Below are 23,663 nucleotides of genomic sequence, written 5' to 3'. Positions count from 1 at the left end.
ATAGGCGTTTGGGATGTGTTTTGGGAAAAGTAGGCCAAAAACGGAAAGGAAAACAATAACACTTATCACATAGAATCTGTAAATCTTTCTTCCATTGAACAGTCTTTGCCGCTCTCTCCTATCATCTTAGCTTCCCATTCTTTTTCTCTCTTTTGTCATCCAGAAAGGATCGAACAGCATTCCTATAGCCATCAGTTCTCTACATTAATTCCCTTCATTCCCGCCGGAAAAATGGCAGCATAGGCTGGTATTCAAATTTACTTGAAGTCAAATTCATTAAAGTCCGCCCACAGGGTCCTTTCAGGATGACAAAAGAGAGAATAGAACACGAAAGATAAAATTGACTGTAAGAAAGGATAAAGGAATCAAAAAATTTTATGTTCAAGAATAATAGAAAAATGATGAGAAAGAAGAAAAAGCCCAATGTAAAAATGCCACAGCTACGTAACTTACGCTCCTACTGAAATACCGCTATCACGGGCAATACCTTTCACATTCTTAATTCCTAATTCTGAATTCACAAGCTGTGTCTATAAACCCTAAAACCACCCCTATCTACCAAACCTCGGTTTTCACCTTTGACGACCTGAACGCGCTGGAAGCCTACTTTGAGGAGCCCGGCCAGAGCTATATGTACACCCGTTACGGCAACCCCAACAATGAGGAGCTGGCGCAGGAGATCAACCGGCTGGAGCAGGGGCAGGGGGCGGTCATCACCTCCTCAGGCATGTCAGCGATTTTGACGGCGGTGCTGGTGTACGCCAAGGCCGGTGACCACGTGCTGTGCGCTGAGGAGATTTACGGGGGCTCGTCGTCGCTGCTGTCGCAGGAGCTTACCCGGCTGGGGCTGGAGGTAACCTACGTGCCTTCGGCCGAAATCTATGCGCTGGAGGGGTATGTGCAGCCCAACACCAAACTGCTGCTGGCCGAAACCATCAGCAACCCCATGATGGTGGTCACTGACCTGGCCCGGCTGGCCGAAACCTGCCACGGCAAAGGGATCAAACTGGTGGTAGACAACACTTTCGCCTCGCCTATCCTTACCCGGCCGCTGGCGCTGGGGGCTGACCTGGTGATCCACAGCGTGACCAAATACCTTGCCGGCCACAGTGACGTGACCGCGGGCGTGGTCATTGCCCAATCTGAAGCAGATGCCAAACGCGCCGCCCAGATCATGCGCACCTGGGGCCTGAACCTGAGTCCGTTTGACAGCTGGCTGGCCGCCCGAAGCCTCAAAACCCTCAAGCTGCGCATGCGTGCCCATGCGGCCAGCGCCCTGGCCGTGGCCCAGTGGCTGGCGCAGCACCCCAAAGTACAGGCTGTTTTCTACCCCGGCCTGGCCTCACACCCGCAGCATGAACTGGCCCAAACACAGGGCAACGGCCTTTTTGGGGGCATGCTGTCCTTTAGAATGGCAGATGACCAAGAGGCCGTGAACCGGTTCATGAGAGCCTTGCAGCAGATACCCTTTGCACCGTCATTGGCGGGGGTCACCACCTCTCTCTCCTACCCGTTGGGTACGTCGCACCGCGGGCTGACCCGGGAGCTGCAGGAGAAGATGGGCATAACCGCGGGGCTCATCAGGCTGTCAGTGGGCATTGAAGACGCAGCCGAGATTATTGCCGATCTGGAGCAAGGACTGGCAGCGGTGTAGCCTTTCTGTTTTCGGGCTGTTTTTCTGAAAACAGCCCGAAAACAGAAAGAGGAATAGCCGTTTACCGCTGGCCCGGGTACGCGTGAGGGATAGCAGCGGAAAGCCCACAGGGCGAGGCACGAGCCCGAGGACTTGCAGCGGATAGCCCGACCCGCCAGGGGCACGCCCTGAAAGAGTTCTGAGTCTTAAGTTCTGAGTCTTGAGTCTTGAATTTGGAGTAGGCCTGGAATAAACATTGCACCTTTTTCTCAAACGACTGTTTGAATTCGCCTTTTGTGATGCAGGTGAAAATATAAAGCCCCTGTATTCCTTTTCCCCTCGCACCGGCGCGCTTCCAAACTGCTCAGAAACTGCTTAGGTAGAACCTTCATCTGCTCTGTTTTGCCTGCAATTCAACTGGATACCAGCTCTGACCTGACCAACAACTCACACCCCCTGCTCTAGTTTCCCACCTTTAGATTATCTTCAGTTTGGGGCTGTTTTGAGAAAAGTAGCCCTAAAACAGAAAGACGCTTACCTTTGCACCATGCTTCACCGTTTAATGAGCTGGTTTACCGGGAAAGGGCAACCCGCCCCGGCAGATGACACTCCTGTTGATATGAAATACTTACTGGTGGGCCTTGGCAACATTGGCCCTGAATATGCGAATACCCGCCACAACATTGGGTTCATGGTGCTGGATCACCTGGCGAGCAAGCACGGGGTCTCTTTTGACACCGGCCGCCATTCGTTTGTGACTGAATTCAAGACCAAGGGCAAACACTTTACACTGGTCAAACCCACTACCTACATGAACCTGAGCGGCAAGGCGGTGGCGCACTGGCTGAGCGTACTCAAGATCCCGGCCTCGCAGATGCTGGTGATCACAGATGACCTGGCGCTTCCGTTTGGCAAACTCAGAATGCGGGCCAAAGGCAGCGCGGGCGGCCATAACGGGCTAAAGCACATTGAAGAGACGCTGGGCACGAATGAATACCCGCGGCTTCGGTTTGGGGTAGACGCGCAGTTCTCCAAAGGCCGCCAGGTAGATTATGTGCTGAGCCCGTTCTCAGAAGATGAGCAGATTGACCTGGGCACCTACATTGAGAAAGCCGGCGACATGTGCATTTCGTTTGGGGCCATAGGCCTGGAGCGCACCATGAATTTCTTCAACAAGTAAGGTGTTGAGGCCCCCAAAAAGATGGGTCTGGAAAAAGTATTCAAGTTTTTGGGGCTGGTCTGACTTTCTATCCCGGGTCTTTACGTTCTGCTGAACGACTGGCATGTGTACTACAAAGGGAAACCCTAGCCAGATACAAAGCCGCTTCTCAGGACCTGGCTGTTCCTTTACCTCCGTTTAGCAAGACAGGAGATAAGATTTCAACCCGTTTTAAAGATGACACTCCTGCCTTAGCTATGCGCGCCCCCCTACTGGTGAAAGATGAACAGGAAATTGGAACTATGCGCGTATTACATTTCACGGGTGGGTTTTCTATTTATTCCTTACATATTGATGAGATGAAAAGAGAAGCACCCAAGCAAGCGGCTTGACTTCTAATAGGTGGGGAAACCATACAAAGGGTTTGCCCCAGCAGAGAAACTAATTTTACAAGTGCTGCCAGAGTGAGGTATTTCCTGGCTACCGCATAGCCAAACGTCCTTCTGTTTTGGGGCTGTTTTCTGAAAAACAGCCCCAAAACAGAAGGACGTTCTTTTTCTGGCCCGCCCCGCCGCCTGAGTTCTTCTAAACCCGGGGCTCCTTTTCCCGTCTTCTATAGAGGAACTTACTGCAAACCAGGGTATAGATATGGAAGACATGTTTTTCAAGAACTGGGACGGGATACTACGGGTGGTGTTGATGTCATTGCTGGCATACGTGTACCTGATAATTGTGCTTCGCGTTACCGGCAAGCGCACCCTCTCCAAAATGAACGCCTTTGATTTCATTGTGACGGTGGCCTTTGGGTCTACCCTGGCTACCATCATTCTCTCCAAAGACGTGACGCTGGCCGAAGGGGTAGTGGCGCTGACCATGCTGACCCTGCTGCAGTACATCATTACGTGGCTTTCTGTGCGGTCTAAGGCAGTGTCTGAGCTGGTGAAGTCAGAGCCCCGGTTTCTGTACTACCAGGGCAAATTCCTGGAGAAGGCGCTGCAGGAGGAACGGGTAACCCAAGACGAGGTGCTGGCCGCCATGCGCAGCAGCGGTATTTCTGGTCTGGAACAGGTAGAGGCGGTAGTGCTGGAGACCAGCGGCAGTATGAGCGCCCTTAAAAAGCAGGAAGGCACGGCCCCCACCGTACTGCACAATGTAAAAGAGGCATAATTCAGCTGGTTTCAGACGGGAGACGGCACGGGTGCAGCTCTTTCTGAAGATATCCCAGTGGAAAACATTAGAAGGAGACGCTCTCCCTGGCTCTTAAATTTATGTGCTGGCCCCGCAGGGCCAGGCGTTAGTTCAACGGAGGGTTCTGGGAGTTCATGACTTTCTGCAACTGCGCCAGCTGTTGCTGGACCAGTGCCAGTTGCCCCTTTTCCCGTTCCCGCTCCAGCCTGATGCGCCTCAGCTCAAAGTGCAGCATCACCTGCCTGGCCAGCACCTCCAGCGCCAGCCGCTGCTCCTGGGTGAGAATACGCGGCTGGGTGTCTATCACACAGAGGGAGCCAAGGGCATGGCCCTGCGGGGTCACCAGCGGCACGCCGGCGTAGAACTTGATATTGGGGTTACCCGTTACCAGGGCGTTGTCTTTAAACCGATGGTCTGTGGTGGCATCTTCTACCTCAAACAGCCCGTTGCCCTGAATGGCATGGTGACAGAATGAAACAGACCGCGGCGTCTCTGAGATGGTCAGCCCCAGTTTTGACTTAAACCATTGCCGGTCTTTTGACAGCAGGGAAATAAGGGAGATGGGCACCCCGCACACCTGTGACGCCAGCTCCGTGAGTTCGTCCAGCTCCTCTTCTGCGGTAGTGTCTAAGAGTTCATATTCTGCCAACGCCTCTAAGCGCAGCTCCTCGTTTTGGGAAGGGGTGTTTCCTGGAGAAAACTCGGCTATGGCATTTCATTTGGCTTAGGGGTGGTCAAATTTCTTGTGGCAAAGGTAATTGTCAACCCCGTGGCCGGACCAAAAAATCGTTGAAATAGAAATATACCCCGTTGAAACTGAGCTTTCACTAGTTACTGACTAGGCTGATTTTCAGCAATTTCCTACTTTTGCGCGCTCAATTCGGCAACATGGTCAAAATTCTCACCCTCTACCGCAATGCCTTTGGCGGCCTTTCCCGGGAGGCCTGGCTGTTGGCGGCGGTGATGTTCATTAACCGGAGCGGGGCCATGGTGGTGCCGTTCCTAAGCGTGTACCTGACCGAGTCTCTGGGGTTCAGCGTGAGGGAAACGGGTATCTTGCTCAGCCTGTTTGGGGTGGGTTCTATGTGCGGCACTTTTCTGGGCGGCTGGCTCACTGACCGCATTGGCCATTTCAGGGTGCAGTTCTTCAGCCTGGTTCTGGGCGGAGGCTGGTTTTTTGTGATGGTGCAGCTACAGCGGTTTGAATTGTTTGCCGGGGGTATTTTCCTGCTCAGCCTGCTCACTGAAAGCCTCAGGCCGGCCAACGCCTCTTCGGTGAGCTCGTATGCGCGCCCTGAGAATGTCACCCGCGCGTTCTCCCTTAACCGCATGGCCATCAACCTGGGCTTTTCCATTGGCCCGGCGCTGGGCGGTGTACTGGCCACCGTTTCCTACCAGTGGCTCTTCATGGCAGACGGCCTGACATGTATCACTGCGGGGGCTATCTTCTACTTCTACTTTCGGCACCGCCAGGGCCACGCCCCACTGCCCAAACCGGCAGAGGCCGCTGCGCCTGCGGCCGCACCAGACCGCAACCCGTACCGTGACGGCCTGTTCCTGCTCTTTACGGTGCTGTGCTGCTTTTTTGCGGTGGCTTTCTTCCAGTTCTTCTCTACCATGCCGCTGTATTACCGGCAGGTGTACCAGCTCTCTGAGCTGCAGATTGGCGCCCTGCTGGCTTCTAACGGACTCATGGTGTTTCTGCTGGAGATGATCATTGTCTATCTGGTGGGGGACCGGTTCCCCCTCTGGAAGATGATTGTCACGGGTCTGCTGCTGCTGGCCATGGCGTTTGCGCTCCTGAACCTGACCTATGGGTTTCTGGTGCTGTTGCTCTCGGTGCTGCTCATGAGCCTTTCTGAGATTCTGGCCATGCCGTTCATGAGCACGCTCACCGTGCACCGGTCGGGCCTGCGCAACCGGGGTTCCTATATGGCGCTCTACAGCCTTGCCTACTCCGCGGCCCATATCATTGGCCCGTTTGTGGGCACCAGAACCATTGCCAGCTTCGGGTTTGACACGTTGTGGTGGGCAGGCTGCGGGCTCTCTGTCTTAACGGCAGGCGGTTTCTACGTGGTGGTGCGCCGGTTACAGGCCGCCTAAGCCCTAGTTCTGTTTTTGGCCTGTTTTCCTGAAAACAGGCCAAAAACAGCCGTTTCTTTTTCTCTGTGCCCTCTTTTTTGCAACTTACCGAAAACCAACTCTCCCTGTCTGTGAAATCTCTGAATGCCTTAGTTCTATTGGTTGCCATAACCTTAGCCGCCTGTACCTCCGTTAAACAGATCCAAACCAATAAAGAAATGATGGTCTACGTAGGTACGTACGCAAAACCAGACGCCGAAAGCATCTTTGCCTTCCGGCTGAATGAACAAACCGGGGAACTGACCAGGGTGATCTCCGTGAAAGGCGGTGAGAACCCTTCTTTCCTGGCCCTGGACAAAGACCGCCAGCACTTATACGCCGTGAACGAGACCGCCCAGTTCCAGGGGCAGAAAGGCGGCGGGGTAAGTGCGTTTTCCATAGATCAGCGCACCGGCAACCTCACCCTCCTGAACCAACAGCCTACCTTGGGCGGCGCCCCCTGCTATATCAGTCTGGATCATTCCGAGAAGGTAGCGCTGGTGGCCAATTATTCCGGCGGGAACGTCACGGCGTTCAGGATTGAGGCCGACGGGAAGCTGAGCGCGCCCACTGATTCTGATCAGCACGAAGGAAGCGGCCCCAGAAAAGAGCAGAAAACGGCGCACGCCCACTGCATTGTACCAGATCCCAAAAACGACTTCGCCCTGGCGGTAGATTTGGGCATAGACCAGATCATCGGCTACAAACTGGACAAAGCCAATGGCAAACTGGAGCGCCAGGCGCAGCCCGCGTTCACGGCCAAGCCGGGGGCCGGACCGCGCCACCTCACCTTCCACCCCAACAAGCGCTTTGCCTACGTGATCAGTGAGCTCAACTCCACCCTCACGGCCCTCACCTACAACGCCGCCACGGGCACGTTCACCGAGGTAGAAACCGTTTCCACGCTCCCGGCGGGCTTCACCGGCGAAAGCTTCTGCGCCGATGTGCACGTTTCTGAAGACGGCCGGTTTGTGTACGGCTCTAACCGCGGGCACAACAGCATAGTGGTGTTCGCCATTGACCAGACCAGCGGCAAACTTACCTTGGTGCAGCATGAGAATGTGCAGGGCAACTGGCCCCGCAATTTCGGGTTTTCGCCCTCAGGGAAAACGCTGTTGGTGGCCAACCAGCGCTCCAACAACATCACCACGTTTAAAGTAGACCCGCAGACAGGCAAGCTCACCTACACAGGTAAATCAGTGGAGTTGCCTTCGCCGGTGTTTGTGCAGGTGGTGCCCGCTTTCCCGGAAACACCCAAGTCTTAAACCTGTTTTCGGGCTTTTTTTAGAAAAACAGCCCCTAAACGCAAATCTACCTACTCCTTCGGTTCCTATGAAAGCAGTGGTTATTTCAGCCCCCGGCGCGCCGGAAGTTCTGCAAGTGCAGGAGCGTCCTACGCCTACCCCCGCCCCGCACCAGGTGTTGGTGAAGGTCCACGCCGCCGGTATCAATCGGCCGGATGTGGCCCAGCGCAAAGGCCATTATCCGCCCCCGGCGGGTGCCCCGGCAGACATTCCGGGTTTGGAGATAGCCGGTATCATTGAAGCGTGCGGGGCCAACGTGGAGCGCTGGCAAACAGGAGAAGCCGTCTGTGCGCTCTTGCCCGGCGGCGGCTACGCCGAATACGTGGTGGTGGATGCCCGCCATTGCCTGCCCCTGCCGCAAGGCTGGAGTTTTGAAGAAGCCGCCTCCCTTCCCGAAACGGTGTTCACCGTCTGGCACAACGTCTTCCAACGGGGGCAGCTGAAGGCCGGGGAGAACTTTCTGGTGCACGGCGGAAGCAGCGGCATTGGCATTACCGCCATTCAGCTGGCCAAGGCTTTAGGAGCCCGCGTCTTCGCCACCGCCGGTAGCGCAGAGAAATGCCGGGCCTGCGAGGAACTGGGTGCTGAACGGTGCATCAACTACAAAACCGAAGACTTTGAGGAAGCCTTGCAACCCGAGGGCCTTGACGTGATTCTGGACATGGTAGGCGGCGACTACATCCCCAAGAACCTGAACCTGCTCCAACCAGACGGGCGCCTGGTGTTCATCAACGCCATGCAGGGCGCCAAAGGCGAATTCAGCGTGATACAGGTCATGCAGAAGCGCCTCACCCTTACCGGCAGCACCCTCCGCCCCCGTGACGCTAATTTCAAAGCCGCCTTGGCCGCAGAGATAGAGCAGCACGTCTGGCCCTTGCTGGAAGCCGGAAAATTCAAGCCGGTGCTATCCCAAACGTTCCCCCTGGAAGAAGCCGCCCAGGCCCATACCTTGATGGAAAGCAGTACGCACATTGGGAAGATTGTGCTGCTAGTGGATTGAGAAAGGAATTAAAAGTGACTCCTTGGAAATCACTGACCACCCAATAAAATCGCCTTGCCCCGTCCACTCCCTTTTGTCATTTTGAAAGGACCTTATGGGCGAACTAGAAAAGCGTTGTAGTAAGCGCTATTACCGTTCGCCCACAAGATCCTTTCAGGAGGACAGTAAAAGGAAAAAAAGCCTCACTGGTAAAGAAACCAGTGAGGCTTTTCTGTTTTCTGTTTTGGGGCTGTTTTCAGAAAAACGGCCCCAAAACGTCACTCCATTCTTAATTCCTAATTCTGAATTCTCAATTCCTAAGAAACGCCCCCGCCGTTCACCACGGGCTTAGACGGTTGCATAAAGGCCAGAGAGCCATCTGCGTTCTCGGCCATGAGCAGCATGCCCTGGCTCACAATACCTTTGATTTCGCGCGGCGCGAGGTTTACCAACACGCTTACTTGCTGACCAATAATTTCCTCGGGGTTGAAGTGCTCAGCGATGCCGCTCACAATGGTGCGCTGGTCAAGGCCAGTGTCCACTTTCAGTTTGAGGAGTTTCTTGGTTTTGGCTACTTTCTCGGCCTCCAGAATAGTGCCGATGCGGATGTCAATCTTGGAGAAATCCTCAAAGGTGATGTTCTCTTTGGCAGGCGCGGCCACGGCGTTAGCTATCTCATTGGCTTTCTTGGTGTCCAGCAGTTTCTGCACCTGGGCCTCAATCACGGCGTCTTCAATTTTCTCAAACAACAGCGCGGCCTCGCCGATGGTGTGCCCGGCCGGAAGCAAGTCTGTAGAACCCGCCTCGTCCCATTTGCCTGGGGTGTAGTGGAGCATGGCCGCCAGTTTACCGGCGGTTTGTGGCAGGAACGGCTCTGCCAGAATAGCCAGACTAGCCGAAATCTGCAGCGCGATGTTTAGGATAGTTTCCACGCGCGCGGCATCGGTTTTGATGAGTTTCCACGGCTCGGTGTCTGCCAGGTATTTGTTGCCCAGGCGGGCCAGGTTCATGAGTTCGCCCAGGGCTTCTTTGAAACGGTACTGCTCTAAAGAGGCAGCAATTTTCTCGGGGAACCCGGCCAGTTGTGCCAGTACTTCCTGGTCAAAGTCCGTCAACTCGCCGCGTTGCGGAACGGCGCCCTGATAATATTTATGCGTGAGCACCACCGCGCGGTTAATGAAATTCCCGAAGATGGCCAGCAGCTCATTGTTGTTTCTTGCCTGGAAATCTTTCCAGGTGAAGTCGTTGTCTTTGGTTTCGGGGGCGTTAGCGCAGAGTACGTAGCGCAGCACATCGGCTTTGCCGGGCAGTTCCTCTAAATATTCGTGCAGCCACACGGCCCAGTTGCGGGAGGTGGAGATTTTGTTGCCTTCCAGGTTCAGGAACTCGTTGGCGGGCACGTTGTCGGGGAGCACATAATCTCCGTGGGCCTTGAGCATGGCCGGGAAAATGATGCAATGGAACACAATGTTGTCTTTGCCGATGAAGTGCACCAGCTTGGTGCCCTGGTCTTTCCAGTACAGTTCCCAGTCTGGCGTGAGGTCTTTGGTAGCCGAGATGTAGCCGATGGGCGCATCAAACCACACGTAGAGCACTTTGCCTTCGGCGCCTTCTACGGGCACGGGAACGCCCCAATCTAAATCTCTCGTCACCGCACGCGGCTGCAACCCTTGGTCAATCCAGCTTTTGCACTGGCCATAGACGTTGGTTTTCCAGTCAGATTTATGGCCTTCCACAATCCATTCGCGCAGCCAGGCTTCATATTGGTCTAAAGGCAGGTACCAATGTTTGGTTTCGCGCAGCACAGGCGGCTCGCCGCTCAGGGTACTTTTCGGGCTGATGAGGTCGGTGGCGTTGAGGGACGTGCCGCAGCTTTCGCACTGGTCGCCGTAGGCGTTCTCGTTGCCGCACTTGGGGCAGGTGCCCACAATGTACCGGTCGGCCAAGAACTGCTGGGCTTTCTCGTCATAGTACTGCTGGGTGGTCTGCTCTATGAACTTGCCTTCGTTGTAGAGTTTCAGGAAGAAACCCGAGGAAACCTCGGCGTGTGTTTTAGACGAGGTGCGGGAATAGATATCGAAGGAAATATTGAAATCAGCGAAGCTCTGCTTGATGAGCTCGTGGTATTTGTCAACGGCCTGCTGCGGCGTGATGCCCTCTTTCTTGGCCCGAATGGTAATGGGAACGCCGTGCTCATCTGACCCGCAGACAAACTTCACGTCGCGCCCTCTGGAACGCAGGTAACGGGCGTAAATGTCTGCCGGGATGTACACGCCCGCCAGGTGCCCAATGTGAACGGGGCCGTTGGCGTAGGGCAGCGCGGCGGTCAAGGTATATCTCTGGGGATAGGTAGTTTCAGCCATGGGATGTGAATTACGGTGCGAATATAACGAAAAACCTCACCCCCTGCCCCTCTCCCACGGAGAGGGGAGTTTCTGGTAAAGCGTTTTTGACCTGTTTTCGCCAAACCAGACCGAAACCACCTACACCTTTCTTCTCATTCCTGGCGCGAGACTTTTGTCTCGGGACAAAGGATGAAGCGAGTCTCCAGACTCGCCGGGAGCCAAGAGCCGAGCATGTGCGCAAGTGGAGTCTGCAGACTCCACCCACCTATCGGCACGAGTCTGGAGACTCGCGCCAGGGCAAAAGGCTGGGTTCCAGTTTAGGCCTGATTTGAGAAAAAGAGCCGCTAAACGCCGGTTAGAACATCTGCAAAATTACTGCGGAAGCTCCGGTTGGGCAATGCGCTGCTGCACCGAGGAAATGGCGCCCAGAAACGCCAGCACCGCCTGTTTCTCTTCTTCGGTGAGGCCCAGCGGCTTTAAGTGCGGGGAGGTCTTGGGGAACAGCGTATCAGCTTTCTCGGCGTCAGTTTTGGGTTGGAGGTTGGGCATGCCGGCGTTGTACATGTTCAGGGCCCCCTCCAGGGTGGGGAAGAGCCCGTTGTGGAAGTACGGGGCGGTATAGGCCACATCACGCAGGGAAGGCGTCCGGAATTTCCCCACGTCTTCGGCGCGTTTGGTCACGTGGTAGCGGCCCAGGTCTTCGTATTTGCGGCCGTAGTAGGTAAGCCCCACGTTGTGGAACTGGTTGTCTGTGAACAGCGGACCGTTGTGGCAGTTGATGCAGCGGGCCTTGGTCCGGAACAGGTGCAGGCCTTTGATCTCCAGATCGGTGAGTTCATTCTTTTTGCCTTCCAGGAAACGGTCAAAGCGGCTTTTGCGGCTCACAATGGTGCGCTCAAACGTGGCCAGCGCCTGCGAGATTTCCTTCTCGGTGAATTTCTCCTTGCCAAACACCTCTTTGAACCGCTGCTGGTAGCCTTTGATTTTGTTCAGGCGTTTGGCCACCTGGGCTATCTCATCGTTCATCTCCAGCTTGTCCTGGATGGGGAACCGCAGCTGGTGCTCCAGGCTGTTGGCGCGGCCGTCCCAGAACAGCTGCTCGGCGTTCCAGACGTTGAGCAGGCTCATGGCGTTGCGCTTGCCCGGCTGGCGGTCATGGCCCAAAGACACCTGTTTGCCGTCTGCCCAGCCCAACTGCGGTTCATGGCAGGAGGCGCAGGCAATCTGCCCGCTGGAGGAAAGGCGCGGGTCAAAGAACAGCATCTTGCCCAGTTCGGCCTTCTTCTCTGAGTACGGGTTGTCCTTCGGGAATTTAGGATCAGGCCGAGGGCCCAGTTCCCGGAAGTTCTGGATGCCTGGATCTACATCAGGTTTAGGCCATTGGCTGGTGGGCTGGCTGTAGAGCTGACGGAGTTGCTCCAAGGTAAAAGGTTGGTCTGAAACTGTCACAAACGCCGAGGCGGCAAACAGTACCCCTGACAAGAGAACAAGCAAAAACTTCACGCGTATTTTCATAACTATATTGCTGGCCCTTTTAAGGACCGATTTCCTTGAATTTCTGAGGACGGAAAGGGCCGCCTCTATTTTATGCCTGCTCCCGTTTTGGGCCTAGTTTGGCGAAAACAGGCGAAAAACGGAAACCGTCTTTCTTACAGGTGCACGTTCAGCTGCACCCAGTAGGTGCTTCTGCTTTGGCCCGGCTGGTAAGCGGCCCCGGGCACGGCCTTCACCGACATCGGCTTCTGCCACTGGTAGCCCAGCGTAGGCAATAACAACACATTCTTCACTTTCACGCCGTACCCCAGGCTCATGCCCGGCTCCAGCAAACCGCTGCTGTAATAGGCAAAATCTGGCAGCACCACGCCGCGCATGAACTCATTGTACTGGCTGCCAATGGTAAGTTTGGAACCTACATCTGCCCTATAGCCCACCTGGCCGTTCACTTGCAGAAAATTGCCCCCTACATTGATTCTTTTGCTGGCCTCCGCTTGCAGGCGGGCCGTTTGCACCAGGTAATTAACCGCGGCCGTGCCGTCTTTTCTGGAATCTCGCCGCAGGTTCAGTGACAGGCCGTACTCCCAGGCGGGCCGTTTCTCATCATAAGACAGCGTGGCCGTGCGGTGCGTACCCAGGTAGTTGTTGCCCTGGATGATGCGGCGGTTAAAGTCTTTCACTGAAACAGATTGAAACTCTAGCCCCGCCAGCCGCTGTACAGCTGTTTTTCCCCACTGGTAACTACTCACCAAACAATGTTCATTTTGGGTGACATCGCCAATAGGGCTATAAGGACTTATGTCTCCAGAAACAGGGATCTCACGGGAATAATCCCTTTCTTTCTGCTGGTACATATAGGTCACATTTATGTTACCCACCTGCACCACTGCGGCGGCACCTTTTATTTTCAGATCTTCGCGCAGGTTGATACCGGTTTCAGTCACCACCCGGTAGAAGCCGTACCCCATCACATCTTGTGCGGTGTAGGTGGGCCTGCCTTCAGAACGGTTCATCTGGTTCTGATAGCTCACCTTGTTTGTTTCTTCCCCATACCCGTAAATACCAGACAGCACAAGGCTAGCTGAGGAGATGCTGTACCCTATCCCGCCTTCTAACCGCAACCTGTACCTTGAAATTTCTGGCCTTGGGTCATTGTACCGCCCGTAGGTGCCCGTCTGCAGCCTTGCCCCCGCCACCAGAAGTATGTGATCACTTACCCGCACTCCGGCTGCCCCTTTCAGTTGATAATCATGCGTGTCCCAATTACCTGGTTGTATGTTGGCCAGATAATAGGGGCTCACATCATTCTGCTCAGGCCGCAGACGCCAGCCCACGCTGTCTTCCTGCCGGCGGGTATAACGAAAGTCTCCCCACACCTTGAATTGATTTACCTGGCTCACACCTGTGGAGGAAATCTGGTATTTGGTACTTTTCTCAGGCTGTTGCAGTGTGCGCCAGTTGCCTTGGCTGCGGGCCATCTCTAACTGGCTCAGGCTGTAGCCCGAGGAGGGGTGAAACAGCACCTGCCCCGGCGTCTGCTCATAAAAAGAAAAAAGCCGCTGTTGAAAAATACCCAAAGACGGGAAAAAAGCAGAGTCAGGCTGACTCTGGATAGAACCAGCCTGCTGTGCCCTTACCGCCATAAAGGGTAACAGAACAAATGAAAAAGAAATCAGAAAGCGCATTAGAATCCTTTAGGGTTGGCCCGGTCTAAAGGCCTAAAGTCATTGGTGGAGTTGTTGGTATCTTGCAGAATAACCCGGCCGTTGAAGGTCTTGGCTACTTTCCGGATCACTGATTGGGAAGAATACTTACCTAACGGAACATAGGTATAACCGGCATCTAGCGCATTTGGCAGTTTCTTAGGAAGGAGCTTAGTGCTGCTTTCCTGAACCTCTACCGCATCAAGTACCCAGTCTACGGGCACCTGGTAATACAGTGTTGTGGCAGAGGTAATGGTAGTCTTATCAGGAGTTGGGAACTTTGGCAACGAAGCCACACCCGGGTCTTTTTTTATAAGCACATAGGCATCTCTGCCTGGGTTGTCAAAAAGCATGTCCTTGCCATAGGTATGAAGCAGAATTAAATTGGGCACGGCTGGGTTATTGATATCAGAGGCTTGGGTGCTGCCATAAAAAGCCTCAAAATCTGCCCCACTTAAATCAACCGTTAAATCTGGGTTGATTGGTGTTATTGTTTTCCCAGCCTGGTCCTGGTAGGGAGCCTTGTGGTTCAAGGCATTCTGCGCTATGACAATGCTCTGGCCCGGTTGGATTGGGTATTGCGTTCCGGTACCCGGAATCTGGAACAGACTCTCCATGTAGACAAAATCTGTGTTCGCCCTATTGCCTACCGTCATGCCTAAGGACTTAGACCAGTCATACTGCCCATTCTCCTGTAAATACATAGGGTCTACTTTCACGGTCCCGCCTTTCCCAAGAACTTGCCCAAAGCATATTCCATCTGCATATTGTACCTGGTCAGAGTTATTATGAATTTCTATGAACTGGTCTCTGAACAAGGCTCCGTCTTTTGCATCTGAGCCAGCAAAATACACCTGCTTGATCACCAGATTCCCCACGGGTGATGAAGCCAGTTCCAGCTCAAACCGCTTAGTTGCCGCTACATTAATGGTTTGATTGGTAAGAGTAGCATTAAACACCACATCATTTTCTACAGTTTGTCCTGAAAACTCTAAGAACTGGGCAGGACTATATGTCTGACTTACAGAGATGTCATACACCCCCACGGGCAGATTCTCAAAATTAGCCACTCCAATAGCATTAGTGGTTGCTTCGGTGGCTATTTTACTGTCTAGGTTCAACGCTTTCACCTTTATGTTTGACGCCGTCTGGTTCCCATAAGTACTGGAATATTTCACCACTACTTCAAATGAAACAGGCTGCACGAGGGGGGAATCATCTTCCTCACAGGCTAAGAACAACAGTGGCATTAACAGAACCACGAATGGGAGTATTCTTTTCATAGCATAAAATTATTTAAGGGTGAGCCTCACCTCCATTCCAAAGGCCGGGGCTTGGTTTAAGATTCTGCGTTCCCTGGCCTTGGTATCATAGTACTCTGGCCGGTAATTGAGGAAATTATTAGCATAAAAAGAAAGCCGAAACACGTTTCGCACCTCTTTACTCAGCTTTAAGTGGTAGTTGGAGTAGATGCGTTTCTGGTGCAGCATTCCGGCGGCGCTCTCATCTTTCACCAAGTGGGCGTATTCTGGGCTGGTTTGCTCGGCCTCAGGAATTGTATAGTATTGCCCATTGATATCATAGTAGGCCACGGGGTAAATATTATTTGCACTGTTCCTGGTCCACTTATCCCAGAAAATCTGGGTCCGGAGATTTACCAGCAAACCCAGCCGCGAGATATGATGGCTGGAAGAAACGGTTGTAATAGATTCCAGCCCACTGGAGTGAGGGTTTGTAAACACCCCCACCAGCGCTTTCTTCTCATATTGCCATTCTGTTGGCTCTGCTACTTCCAGTGAAGGGTTGGTAGCCTCTGAATAATATAAAGAAGTAGAAAGGTTAAAGGAAGTTTGCAACGCCCTAATCTTGGCCGTGCCCACCATCAGTTCCAGACCATAATCTTTTGAGGACAAAGCGTTGGCAAACTGGGAGTAGAAGCCAAAACCTTCCAAATGGTTACCAGTAGGCCCGTAAATTGGTCTTTCATCTGGTCTGGCCTCAATAATGTGGTATTGAGGCACGTCAACTAACCTGACCTTTTTATTGGCATCAAAGCCGCCAGAGGTTCTTTTATGAAAACCTGTGAGTGACACATTAAACAACTGCTTACGGTAGCTCAGCCCCATTTCTAGATGTTGCGTCTTCATGGCTTGCAGGGCACTGTTGTCTGGTACAATCACTGCGGTATAGACCAAAAATAAGTTCTCTCTATAATTATTGGTGTAATGGTTAATGAGCGGAAAATCATGATAAATGGGCTTAGGCTGCAAGTGCACCAGCCCTGGAGACTTAGTAGCTAAACCATAAGCCGCATTCAACATCAGGGTCGGCGTTAATTCCAGAGTAGTACTTAAGCGTGGTGACAGGGAGAAATACTGAAACTGTTTATCGCCTCGCAAACCTAAAGATGTGCTCCATTCTCTTCCCCACAATGTAGTGCTGATTCTGTCTTCCAGATAAACGCCCACATTGTTCAATACCGGCGTGTGGTAAAAGTCATAGTCCCGCCCATAAAACCTGTCACTGGTGCTGGACCAACGGGGGCGGTATGGGTCTGTGTCTTCCCCTCTGGTGCGGTTGGTCTCCCGGCTGTAGTTCAAACCAAATGAAATGGCATGTCGCACAGGACCTGTTTGCGCTGTTCGCACTGCATTAAGACTGCCGCTCCACCGCACAGGATTGCCGTATATAGCTGTTTCTGCTTGATAGTTAGGGTAGGTATAGATCCCCTCAAATACGCCTTCCTCGGCTGAGATTGGGGCGGGTTTTACCCCTTGGTTCAGATACCAGGACTCATAGCTGTATTGTCTGGTATTGCTGTAAGAAAAGCTGTAGGTAAGTTGATCAAACAACCGCGCATTCTCAGCACGCCAACTTCCCCGGTAACTTACCCGCACATTAGAATTCTCGGCCTTTACCTTACGGGTAGGGTCATCTGGTTCGTTTTTCCAATCGTCAAGATTGGTAGAAAAATCTACTCCAAAGTTACTGCTTACGGTACCGGCTTTGTTCAAATAGGTAGTCCACAGCACTCCAGTAGAGACGCGGCTGTATGACTTTAACTTATTGGTTGTACTAGGGGCAGCGTCTAAGTAATCTAGTGACACATTTAGAGCGCCGGCTTTGGGGCCCAAAGCAAACCCTTTGTCTAGTGAAAAGTTGTTGGTCCCGTTTTGGATTCTAGCTGAGATATTCCAGGGTGACACCCCGGCTTTGCGATCAATGATAATAGCCCCAGAACCCATATCTCCATACTTAGCCGAAGCCACACCTTGTATGACCTCTATCTTCTCAATATTGCTGGCCGGGATCTGACGCAGGTCTACAGAACTGAAAGTATAGTCCCCAGAACCATAGCTACCCGCATTGATTTGCCCCAACAGTCCACTTTTCCCGGAGAAAGCCGTCTGCAGGTTGGCATTGTTAGACAACGCCTCCCCGTCTAAGACAATGCTGGTCCCGAACTGGTTGTTCAGCGCATGGTTGCCCGTGGAGACGCTCCTGAGGTTAATGGCTTTTGCTGATTGCAGATCTGGGTTCAGAATAGTTTGCCCCGGCAGCAGGTTGAGCAGAATATCAGACAAGCTGTAAGGCTGGATCTGCTCAATGGCATTTTGCCCAATAACAATAGACGAATTGGAGTTGGTGGTGTGCACCCGCAGGGCGTTAATCTCCACTTCATTCAGGTACAGGTTATTGTCTTCCAGCACAAAAGAGACAGTGGCCGTTTGGTTTCTCACCAGAGACACCACCTGGCGCATTTCTTTTTTGCCCACAAACCCGGCTACCACCGTTACCTGGGTATAGGTCTGGTCTGGAGGCAGAGTGTAACTGAACTCCCCTTTCTCATTGGTGCCCATGAAGAGGTGCGGTTCCACCAGCTGGATTCTGGCAAACGGGAGGGCATTCTTTTCAGCATCCAGCACGGCGCCTTGTATCCTGGTCTGGGCATGGCTTACCCCTGCTCCCGCCCCAAAGGCGAGAAGCAAACTAATGACCCACAAGTACAGAGAGAAGCGTGGCAACACGGTAACTGAGATTGTTTGATGCCACAAACCTATTGTTTAGAATATTTCTAAACAAAAATTATTTAGATTAAATTTAAATAACCGTAGAAACATTTTAAGAAAAATCCTGAAAGTAACCCCAACAGAAACGCCCTTGCGGCTTCTTGCTATAAGAAGCCGCAGGGGCGTTTCCAGGCTGTTTTTGCCAAACCAGGCCCAAAACAGAAGGCTACTGCCTCCGCCTCAGGGTATCTCTGCGGGTGCGGGTAGAGGCCGTGTCTACCCGCACCGGTTGCCTACCAGGCAGTATCTGCTGGCTCCGAACGGCCGGCGGTTCATTGGCCGGCGCATTAGGGTCGCGGTTCTCAATGTTCTGCTTGCGGTTAATATCACTGGACTGCTCGTTCATGTCCCGCACAGTGGGGGTGGCCCGGTACACCCGTTGCGGCTCAGAGCTCTCCAGCACAGGGTTGTCCCGGGCAGAGGTACAGGCCACGGCCAGCCCCAGGCCTAACCAGCCTATCACCGCGGCTCCTGTTTTCTGCCTGTTTTTCCAAAAACTGCTCCAAAACGTCTCCATACCGTCCCCTCCTTTTTCCGCTTAGCGGGCATTGTTTTGGCTAAGGTCTTTGCCGTCAAACTCCTGCACAGCCCGGTAGCCTACTTCGGTGAGGAGCAGACCGGCCGGATCAGGAATGGCATACCCCTGGTTGCGCAAGTGCTCTTCAGCGCGCTTCTGCACATCTTTGTAATGGTACTTCTCATCCTCCTGGTGCAGGAACGGGTAAATCTCCGTCCATTCCAAAACCTCATTGGCCTTGGTGCCTTTCTCTTTAAAAGCCTTTAAAATGAGGAATCCGGTGTTTTCAATGTTCTCGCTGTTGGAGCTTAAGTTCTCTGCATCCATAGTTTTAGTGGTGTTAAGGTCTGTGCCTCTACAGTACGTCAACTTACGGGCAAAAGATATGAGCAAGCTTACTGGCAGACCTGCAGGCAGATCCCGTCCCAGAGGCGGAGGCGCATACGGTGGCAGGCCACTGCCTCCTCCAGACACTCGTCCCATTTCTGGTCATCATCACCGCAGAGCACAGAGACCATCTGCATGGCCAGCGGCGAATGCACCTCGTCATCCAGGTGAATATGGCGCTCTATGTAGTACTGGTAAGTGTCTAACGTACCCGGGTAGCGTCTGCCCAGGTCACTGATCAGGCACCGGAACATGTCTGGAATCACATCTTCGCGCCCAAAGGTGAAGGCGGCGGCAATACGGTGCGCCTGCCCGCTCTGAATGATCTGGAACGTGTGCTTCACAAAATCCTGGGTATTGCCGGGCACCGGCAGGTTTTCCAGCATGGTGTACACGGCTTTCCCCTGCTGCAGCCCCTTGATAAAATCATTAATGACCTGGGTGTCTGCGCCGCATTCCTCCATGGCGCGCACGTATAACTCAAAGTGGCTGATGGGCTGCCCGTCTACATCTACATCTGTCTCCTCTTCCAGCACAATCTCATTGATCAGGCGGCGGTTGCCGGGGTTGCCATGCGGGGTCCAGGGCACTTCTACGCAGGTAAGGTGGCGTTGCAGGCTTTTCAAAAGGCTCATGAAGTCCCAAACGGCAAAAACGTGGTGTTCCATAAACGTGCGCAGACTGGCCAGCGTCTGCACGTTCTGGTACAGTTGGTGCTGCATGAGCGCCTCGCGGTGTGGCCTCAGCTCCTGCTGCAGCCACTGTATTCTCTTCTGGTTGATGGGCATGGGATCAAAAAGTTCTGGATTGGGCCCAGAATATGAATTGTGCTCGAAAGATAACGAAAGGAAATGAAAGTAACCATATACTGTAACCTCCTCCTCCCGGTCTGCACCCGCGCCTGCTATTCTGGATAATAAAATACGTAAAACCAGACTTTTCGTTTCTGACCTGTTTTTTGAAAAACAAGCCAAAAACGCAGCATTACCGCTTTACAAAGGCCAATGCCGAAGAGTTAAGGCAGTAGCGCAACCCGGTGGGCTTGGGACCGTCTGCAAACACGTGCCCCAGGTGGCCGCCGCAGGAGCGGCAGAGCACCTCAACCTGCTCTACGCCCGCACTGGTATCCAGCTCCTGGCGTACTGCAGCAGCGCTAACGGGGGTGAAAAAACTGGGCCAGCCGGTACCAGAGTCAAACTTGGCCTCAGAGCTGAACAGGGCTTGCCCGCATCCCGCACAGTGGTACATTCCCTGCGCCTGGTGCGCGTGGTACTGACCGGAGAAGGGCCGCTCAGTCCCCTTCTCGCGCAGTACAAAAAACTGTTCTGGGGTCAGGGTCTGCCGCCAGTACTCCTCTGTTCTGGAGAGCGTGTCCCCAAAGACCGTTCTTGCGGGAACGGCCGCCAAAGGCAGGTGGGCGGTTCTGGCGTTCAGGGTGCAGCCCATTGCGGTGCCTAACCAAAGGAGCAGGAGGAGAGAGGGGAATGGTTTCATATGAGGTCGGCCGGCCAGGGAAACGTTGCCCCTACTATACGCAGAAACCTCTGCCACCGGCGCAGAGAAGAAGGGCACACGGGGCACCCTCAGGAACTTACCTCCCGCTCAGGCTGTTATACCCAACACAAGGAATCCCGTAAGTAACTGGGTCAAAGGCTTTTTATTTATTTAATATAGAAAAGCATCAGAAAAACCCTACCTTTGCGGGCTGAAAACAACCTCTGAATGCAAAGTATCCGCAACATCGCGATTATTGCCCACGTGGACCACGGTAAAACCACGCTGGTAGACAAGATCATCCACGCCTCAAAGATATTTGACGCGCACCAACAGTTTGACGACCTGATCCTGGACAACAACGACCTGGAGCGGGAGCGCGGCATCACCATCGTTTCTAAAAACGTATCTGTACGTTACAAAGACGTAAAAATCAACATCATTGACACCCCCGGTCACGCCGACTTTGGAGGTGAAGTGGAGCGCGTGCTGAAAATGGCCGACGGCGTTCTGTTGCTGGTGGATGCTTTTGAAGGCCCCATGCCCCAGACCCGCTTCGTGCTAGGCAAAGCCATACAATTAGGCCTGAAGCCGATTGTGGTAGTGAACAAAGTGGACAAAGAAAACTGCCGCCCAGACGAAGTACACGAAATGGTGTTCGACCTGATGTTCAACCTGGACGCCACTGAAGACCAGCTAGACTTTGTGACCCTGTACGGCTCCAGCAAACACGGCTGGATGAGCACTGACTGGCAACACCCAACCGACAACATCACGCCTCTTTTAGATGCGATCATTGAGGTGATCCCCCCGGCCCCTTCTGAAGAGGGAACGCCGCAGATGCAGATCACTTCTCTGGACTACTCTTCTTTTGTGGGCCGTATCGCCATTGGGCGCGTAAAACGCGGCACCCTGCAAGAAGGTGCCAACATGAGCCTTTGCAAGCGTGACGGTTCTATCAAGAAAGTAAAAATCAAAGAACTGCAGGTTTTTGAAGGCTTGGGCCGCGTAAAGGTAGAATCTGTTTCTGCCGGCGAAATCTGCGCCGTAACCGGTATTGAAGGTTTTGAGATTGGTGATACCCTCGCTGATTTTGAGAACCCTGAGCCGTTGGAGCGTATTGCTATTGACGAGCCTACCATGAACATGCTGTTCACCATCAACAACTCTCCTTTCTTTGGGAAAGAGGGCAAGTTTGTAACGTCCCGTCACCTGCGTGACCGTCTGTACAAAGAGATGGAGAAAAACCTGGCCCTACGCGTAGACGAGACTGACAAAGAAGATACGTTCCTGGTATACGGCCGCGGTATCCTTCACTTGTCTGTACTGATTGAAACCATGCGCCGCGAAGGCTATGAGTTACAGGTAGGTCAGCCGCAGGTAATCTTCAAAGAAGAGAACGGCCAGAAAATGGAGCCAATGGAGCACCTGGTGGTAGACGTTCCTGAGGAATCTGCCGGTAAAGTGATTGAACTGGTAACCCAGCGTAAAGGTGACCTTCTGATCATGGAGCCAAAAGGCGACTTGCAACACCTGGAGTTCAACATTCCGTCACGCGGTTTGATTGGCCTGCGGAACAACGTCTTGACCGCTACAGCCGGTGAAGCCATCATGAACCACCGCTTTATAGCCTATGAGCCCTTCAAAGGCACTATCCCGGGCCGTATCAACGGTTCTTTGATTGCCATGGAGACAGGCCCTGGAACGGCGTACTCTATTGACAAACTGCAGGACAGAGGCGTGTTCTTTGTGGAGCCGGGCGAAGATGTGTACATGGGTATGGTGATTGGGGAGCACTCCCGCCAGAATGACCTGACCGTGAACATCCAGAAAGGAAAGCAGCTGACCAACATGCGTGCCTCAGGCTCTGACAACAACGTGAAGATTGTTCCTAAGAAGCAATTCTCACTGGAGGAAGCCATGGAGTACATCCAGAAAGATGAGCTGTTGGAGATCACGCCTAAGAGCATTAGAATGCGTAAAATTTACCTAGATGAGAACGAGCGCAAGCGCTACGGAAACTCCCAAGGTTAATTCTGATCTTTCATAAAAGAAAAAGCCCGGCCAATTGGCCGGGCTTTTTTTAATGCACTTTGCTCTAAAGCTTATTGAAATTATGATAACAATTACCAGAAATCAGGTCTTCTTGTATCTCCCCCTTTTAAGCGACAATCTGTACATTCCTTTGTAGCTAATAGAGTGGGAAACGCTCTTCCGGTAGTTGGGTTTATTTCGGCTGAAACAACATTCATGTTTGAAGGTATAGGCTCTCCAGCAGCCTCAAAAATCCTACATTCTGGCCATTTGGGCTTAAAACCCCACTTCTTCAACTCCTTCGCCTCAATAAAAACCCTTTTACTGCTCCTTGACCTGGCACTAAAATAACCAAAAACTGGCTCATCTAAATTTTTCACACTGGAAACATTCCCGGTGACATAAGAAGGTTGGGCATCAAACAAGGACCCTACGCTTTCAGTATTCTTCCTAAGCATAGTCCAATAATCAAATTCTCCTTTGCTAATAGCATATTGGTGAACCAGCAGGCTAAATTTAATACCAAACCTATCCCCATCACCCTCATGAATGACCAGCGGGTAATGTGCTATGATATCTTTGGCTAAGTGGGCACTTGAACCAACCAGAATAGTAGTGGAAGGGGTGGTAGCCCAACAAGTATATATTTGGGAACTAGACGGTCTTAACACTAGAATCCAATTACCAGTGTACATAAAAGCCGATTCCATATAAGATTTATATTCATATGTTTCCACATATTCCCATTTGTAGTATCTAGTCTTATTAGCGGAATCATGGGTATTGGCTGCTAAAATCACCTTGCCTCCTTCCACACTCCATGTTAAGCTATCAATAGCTGGAGTCTTATGAGTTGACACAAATTCTGATTGATATTCCTTTCCCTGACTAGTTTTAATGTGCAACTTGTACTTTTTATTATAAGCCCAAGATGCATTATATCCCGTATATCTTCCTTCTTGGATGGGATTTTCCTTGAGCTGAAATCTTTGCCCACTCTCATCCTCAATACTTACTTGAGCCCCGTGCTCCTGTACTGGTTCCTGGTCTGCAACAACCAAATCTTGAGTGCGGGAGAGCTTTACCACGGCTATTTTATCGTCTAAATTTATATTACCATCTACAACCAATAATTTTAGGTCAGTAGCTGTCTCTGGCAATTCATATTCTTCTACACATCCCCCTATCAATAGTAAAAGGCAACAGAAGAATTTTAGTTTCCTGCATTTAATCAT

General features: G+C 52.5%; 18 protein-coding genes. 7 read left to right on the top strand and 11 right to left on the bottom strand.

What is annotated here, in order from left to right:
* Positions 1 to 526: 526 nt before the first annotated feature.
* The 3 genes from FHS90_RS13785 to FHS90_RS13775 all read left to right on the top strand — a co-directional run bounded on the left by FHS90_RS13785 (position 527) and on the right by FHS90_RS13775 (position 3,959).
* Positions 527 to 1,654: an aminotransferase class V-fold PLP-dependent enzyme gene (locus FHS90_RS13785; RefSeq protein WP_182513459.1), complete on the top strand. Its 1,128-nt coding sequence runs from the start codon at positions 527 to 529 to the stop codon at positions 1,652 to 1,654.
* Positions 1,655 to 2,252: 598 nt separating this feature from the next.
* Positions 2,253 to 2,813 carry an aminoacyl-tRNA hydrolase gene (gene pth, locus FHS90_RS13780; RefSeq protein WP_066829932.1) on the top strand — a complete coding sequence of 187 codons (561 nt, stop codon included), beginning with the start codon at positions 2,253 to 2,255 and terminating at the stop codon, positions 2,811 to 2,813.
* Between the two features lie 627 nt (positions 2,814 to 3,440).
* Entirely contained in the window at positions 3,441 to 3,959 is a 519-nt protein-coding gene (locus tag FHS90_RS13775; RefSeq protein WP_066835014.1) for a DUF421 domain-containing protein, read from the top strand.
* Between the two features lie 127 nt (positions 3,960 to 4,086).
* Here FHS90_RS13775 and FHS90_RS13770 read toward each other — a convergent pair whose 3' ends face one another.
* Positions 4,087 to 4,629: a GAF domain-containing protein gene (locus tag FHS90_RS13770; protein WP_220483069.1), complete on the bottom strand. Its 543-nt coding sequence runs from the start codon at positions 4,627 to 4,629 to the stop codon at positions 4,087 to 4,089.
* A gap of 239 nt (positions 4,630 to 4,868) precedes the next feature.
* Between FHS90_RS13770 and FHS90_RS13765 the strand changes: the two genes are divergently transcribed.
* The 3 genes from FHS90_RS13765 (at position 4,869) to FHS90_RS13755 (ending at position 8,405) form a co-directional block, all read left to right on the top strand.
* Positions 4,869 to 6,083, top strand: coding sequence for an MFS transporter (locus FHS90_RS13765; protein WP_182513458.1), 1,215 nt, complete (start codon positions 4,869 to 4,871; stop codon positions 6,081 to 6,083).
* A gap of 197 nt (positions 6,084 to 6,280) precedes the next feature.
* Positions 6,281 to 7,366: a lactonase family protein gene (locus FHS90_RS13760; protein ID WP_182513457.1), complete on the top strand. Its 1,086-nt coding sequence runs from the start codon at positions 6,281 to 6,283 to the stop codon at positions 7,364 to 7,366.
* 67 nt (positions 7,367 to 7,433) lie between these two features.
* Positions 7,434 to 8,405, top strand: coding sequence for an NAD(P)H-quinone oxidoreductase (locus FHS90_RS13755; RefSeq protein ID WP_182513456.1), 972 nt, complete (start codon positions 7,434 to 7,436; stop codon positions 8,403 to 8,405).
* A 296-nt stretch (positions 8,406 to 8,701) separates the two neighbouring features.
* Here FHS90_RS13755 and metG read toward each other — a convergent pair whose 3' ends face one another.
* The 9 genes from metG to msrB all read right to left on the bottom strand — a co-directional run bounded on the left by metG (position 8,702) and on the right by msrB (position 20,394).
* The gene (gene metG / locus FHS90_RS13750) at positions 8,702 to 10,747 is read right to left on the bottom strand and encodes a methionine--tRNA ligase (RefSeq protein WP_182513455.1); all 2,046 of its coding nucleotides are present in this window, start codon (positions 10,745 to 10,747) and stop codon (positions 8,702 to 8,704) included.
* A gap of 354 nt (positions 10,748 to 11,101) precedes the next feature.
* Complete coding sequence (locus tag FHS90_RS13745; protein ID WP_220483068.1) at positions 11,102 to 12,232, bottom strand: cytochrome c peroxidase; 1,131 nt, start codon at positions 12,230 to 12,232, stop codon at positions 11,102 to 11,104.
* A gap of 146 nt (positions 12,233 to 12,378) precedes the next feature.
* A complete protein-coding gene (locus tag FHS90_RS13740) occupies positions 12,379 to 13,866 on the bottom strand; it encodes a DUF6850 family outer membrane beta-barrel protein (protein ID WP_182513453.1) in 1,488 nt (495 codons plus the stop codon).
* A 41-nt stretch (positions 13,867 to 13,907) separates the two neighbouring features.
* Positions 13,908 to 15,209: a DUF4876 domain-containing protein gene (locus FHS90_RS13735; RefSeq protein ID WP_082893753.1), complete on the bottom strand. Its 1,302-nt coding sequence runs from the start codon at positions 15,207 to 15,209 to the stop codon at positions 13,908 to 13,910.
* 9 nt (positions 15,210 to 15,218) lie between these two features.
* Positions 15,219 to 17,981, bottom strand: coding sequence for a TonB-dependent receptor (locus FHS90_RS13730; protein ID WP_182513452.1), 2,763 nt, complete (start codon positions 17,979 to 17,981; stop codon positions 15,219 to 15,221).
* Positions 17,982 to 18,162: 181 nt separating this feature from the next.
* On the bottom strand, positions 18,163 to 18,513 hold the full coding sequence (locus tag FHS90_RS13725; protein ID WP_182513451.1) for a hypothetical protein: 351 nt from the start codon (positions 18,511 to 18,513) through the stop codon (positions 18,163 to 18,165).
* 21 nt (positions 18,514 to 18,534) lie between these two features.
* On the bottom strand, positions 18,535 to 18,840 hold the full coding sequence (locus FHS90_RS13720; protein WP_182513450.1) for a hypothetical protein: 306 nt from the start codon (positions 18,838 to 18,840) through the stop codon (positions 18,535 to 18,537).
* 68 nt (positions 18,841 to 18,908) lie between these two features.
* Positions 18,909 to 19,688, bottom strand: coding sequence for a DUF3050 domain-containing protein (locus FHS90_RS13715; RefSeq protein WP_066838243.1), 780 nt, complete (start codon positions 19,686 to 19,688; stop codon positions 18,909 to 18,911).
* A 196-nt stretch (positions 19,689 to 19,884) separates the two neighbouring features.
* Positions 19,885 to 20,394, bottom strand: a complete 510-nt coding sequence (msrB, locus tag FHS90_RS13710) for a peptide-methionine (R)-S-oxide reductase MsrB (protein ID WP_182513449.1) — start codon at positions 20,392 to 20,394, stop codon at positions 19,885 to 19,887.
* 228 nt (positions 20,395 to 20,622) lie between these two features.
* Between msrB and typA the strand changes: the two genes are divergently transcribed.
* A complete protein-coding gene (gene typA / locus FHS90_RS13705) occupies positions 20,623 to 22,428 on the top strand; it encodes a translational GTPase TypA (RefSeq protein ID WP_066838244.1) in 1,806 nt (601 codons plus the stop codon).
* A gap of 92 nt (positions 22,429 to 22,520) precedes the next feature.
* Here the strand turns inward: typA and FHS90_RS13700 are convergent, their stop codons facing one another.
* A complete protein-coding gene (locus tag FHS90_RS13700; protein WP_066838245.1) occupies positions 22,521 to 23,663 on the bottom strand; it encodes a DUF4249 domain-containing protein in 1,143 nt (380 codons plus the stop codon).

The sequence above is a fragment of the Rufibacter ruber genome, from assembly GCF_014138425.1.
Classification (GTDB): Bacteria; Bacteroidota; Bacteroidia; order Cytophagales; family Hymenobacteraceae; genus Nibribacter; species Nibribacter ruber_C.
The sequence above is the reverse complement of the archived record's forward strand: the minus strand, read 5'-3'. Positions and strand labels throughout refer to the sequence as shown.

What these genes read in the sequence shown, in the direction of transcription:
- FHS90_RS13720 (WP_182513450.1), bottom strand. Translation starts at nt 18,840, where the DNA reads ATGGATGCAGAGAACTTAAGCTCCAACAGCGAGAACATTGAAAACACC.
- FHS90_RS13700 (WP_066838245.1), bottom strand. Translation starts at nt 23,663, where the DNA reads ATGATTAAATGCAGGAAACTAAAATTCTTCTGTTGCCTTTTACTATTG.
- FHS90_RS13755 (WP_182513456.1), top strand. Translation starts at nt 7,434, where the DNA reads ATGAAAGCAGTGGTTATTTCAGCCCCCGGCGCGCCGGAAGTTCTGCAA.
- FHS90_RS13765 (WP_182513458.1), top strand. Translation starts at nt 4,869, where the DNA reads ATGGTCAAAATTCTCACCCTCTACCGCAATGCCTTTGGCGGCCTTTCC.
- FHS90_RS13735 (WP_082893753.1), bottom strand. Translation starts at nt 15,209, where the DNA reads ATGAAAAGAATACTCCCATTCGTGGTTCTGTTAATGCCACTGTTGTTC.
- msrB (WP_182513449.1), bottom strand. Translation starts at nt 20,394, where the DNA reads ATGAAACCATTCCCCTCTCTCCTCCTGCTCCTTTGGTTAGGCACCGCA.
- FHS90_RS13725 (WP_182513451.1), bottom strand. Translation starts at nt 18,513, where the DNA reads ATGGAGACGTTTTGGAGCAGTTTTTGGAAAAACAGGCAGAAAACAGGA.
- FHS90_RS13775 (WP_066835014.1), top strand. Translation starts at nt 3,441, where the DNA reads ATGGAAGACATGTTTTTCAAGAACTGGGACGGGATACTACGGGTGGTG.
- pth (WP_066829932.1), top strand. Translation starts at nt 2,253, where the DNA reads ATGAAATACTTACTGGTGGGCCTTGGCAACATTGGCCCTGAATATGCG.
- FHS90_RS13715 (WP_066838243.1), bottom strand. Translation starts at nt 19,688, where the DNA reads ATGCCCATCAACCAGAAGAGAATACAGTGGCTGCAGCAGGAGCTGAGG.
- FHS90_RS13740 (WP_182513453.1), bottom strand. Translation starts at nt 13,866, where the DNA reads ATGGCGGTAAGGGCACAGCAGGCTGGTTCTATCCAGAGTCAGCCTGAC.
- typA (WP_066838244.1), top strand. Translation starts at nt 20,623, where the DNA reads ATGCAAAGTATCCGCAACATCGCGATTATTGCCCACGTGGACCACGGT.
- FHS90_RS13760 (WP_182513457.1), top strand. Translation starts at nt 6,281, where the DNA reads ATGATGGTCTACGTAGGTACGTACGCAAAACCAGACGCCGAAAGCATC.
- metG (WP_182513455.1), bottom strand. Translation starts at nt 10,747, where the DNA reads ATGGCTGAAACTACCTATCCCCAGAGATATACCTTGACCGCCGCGCTG.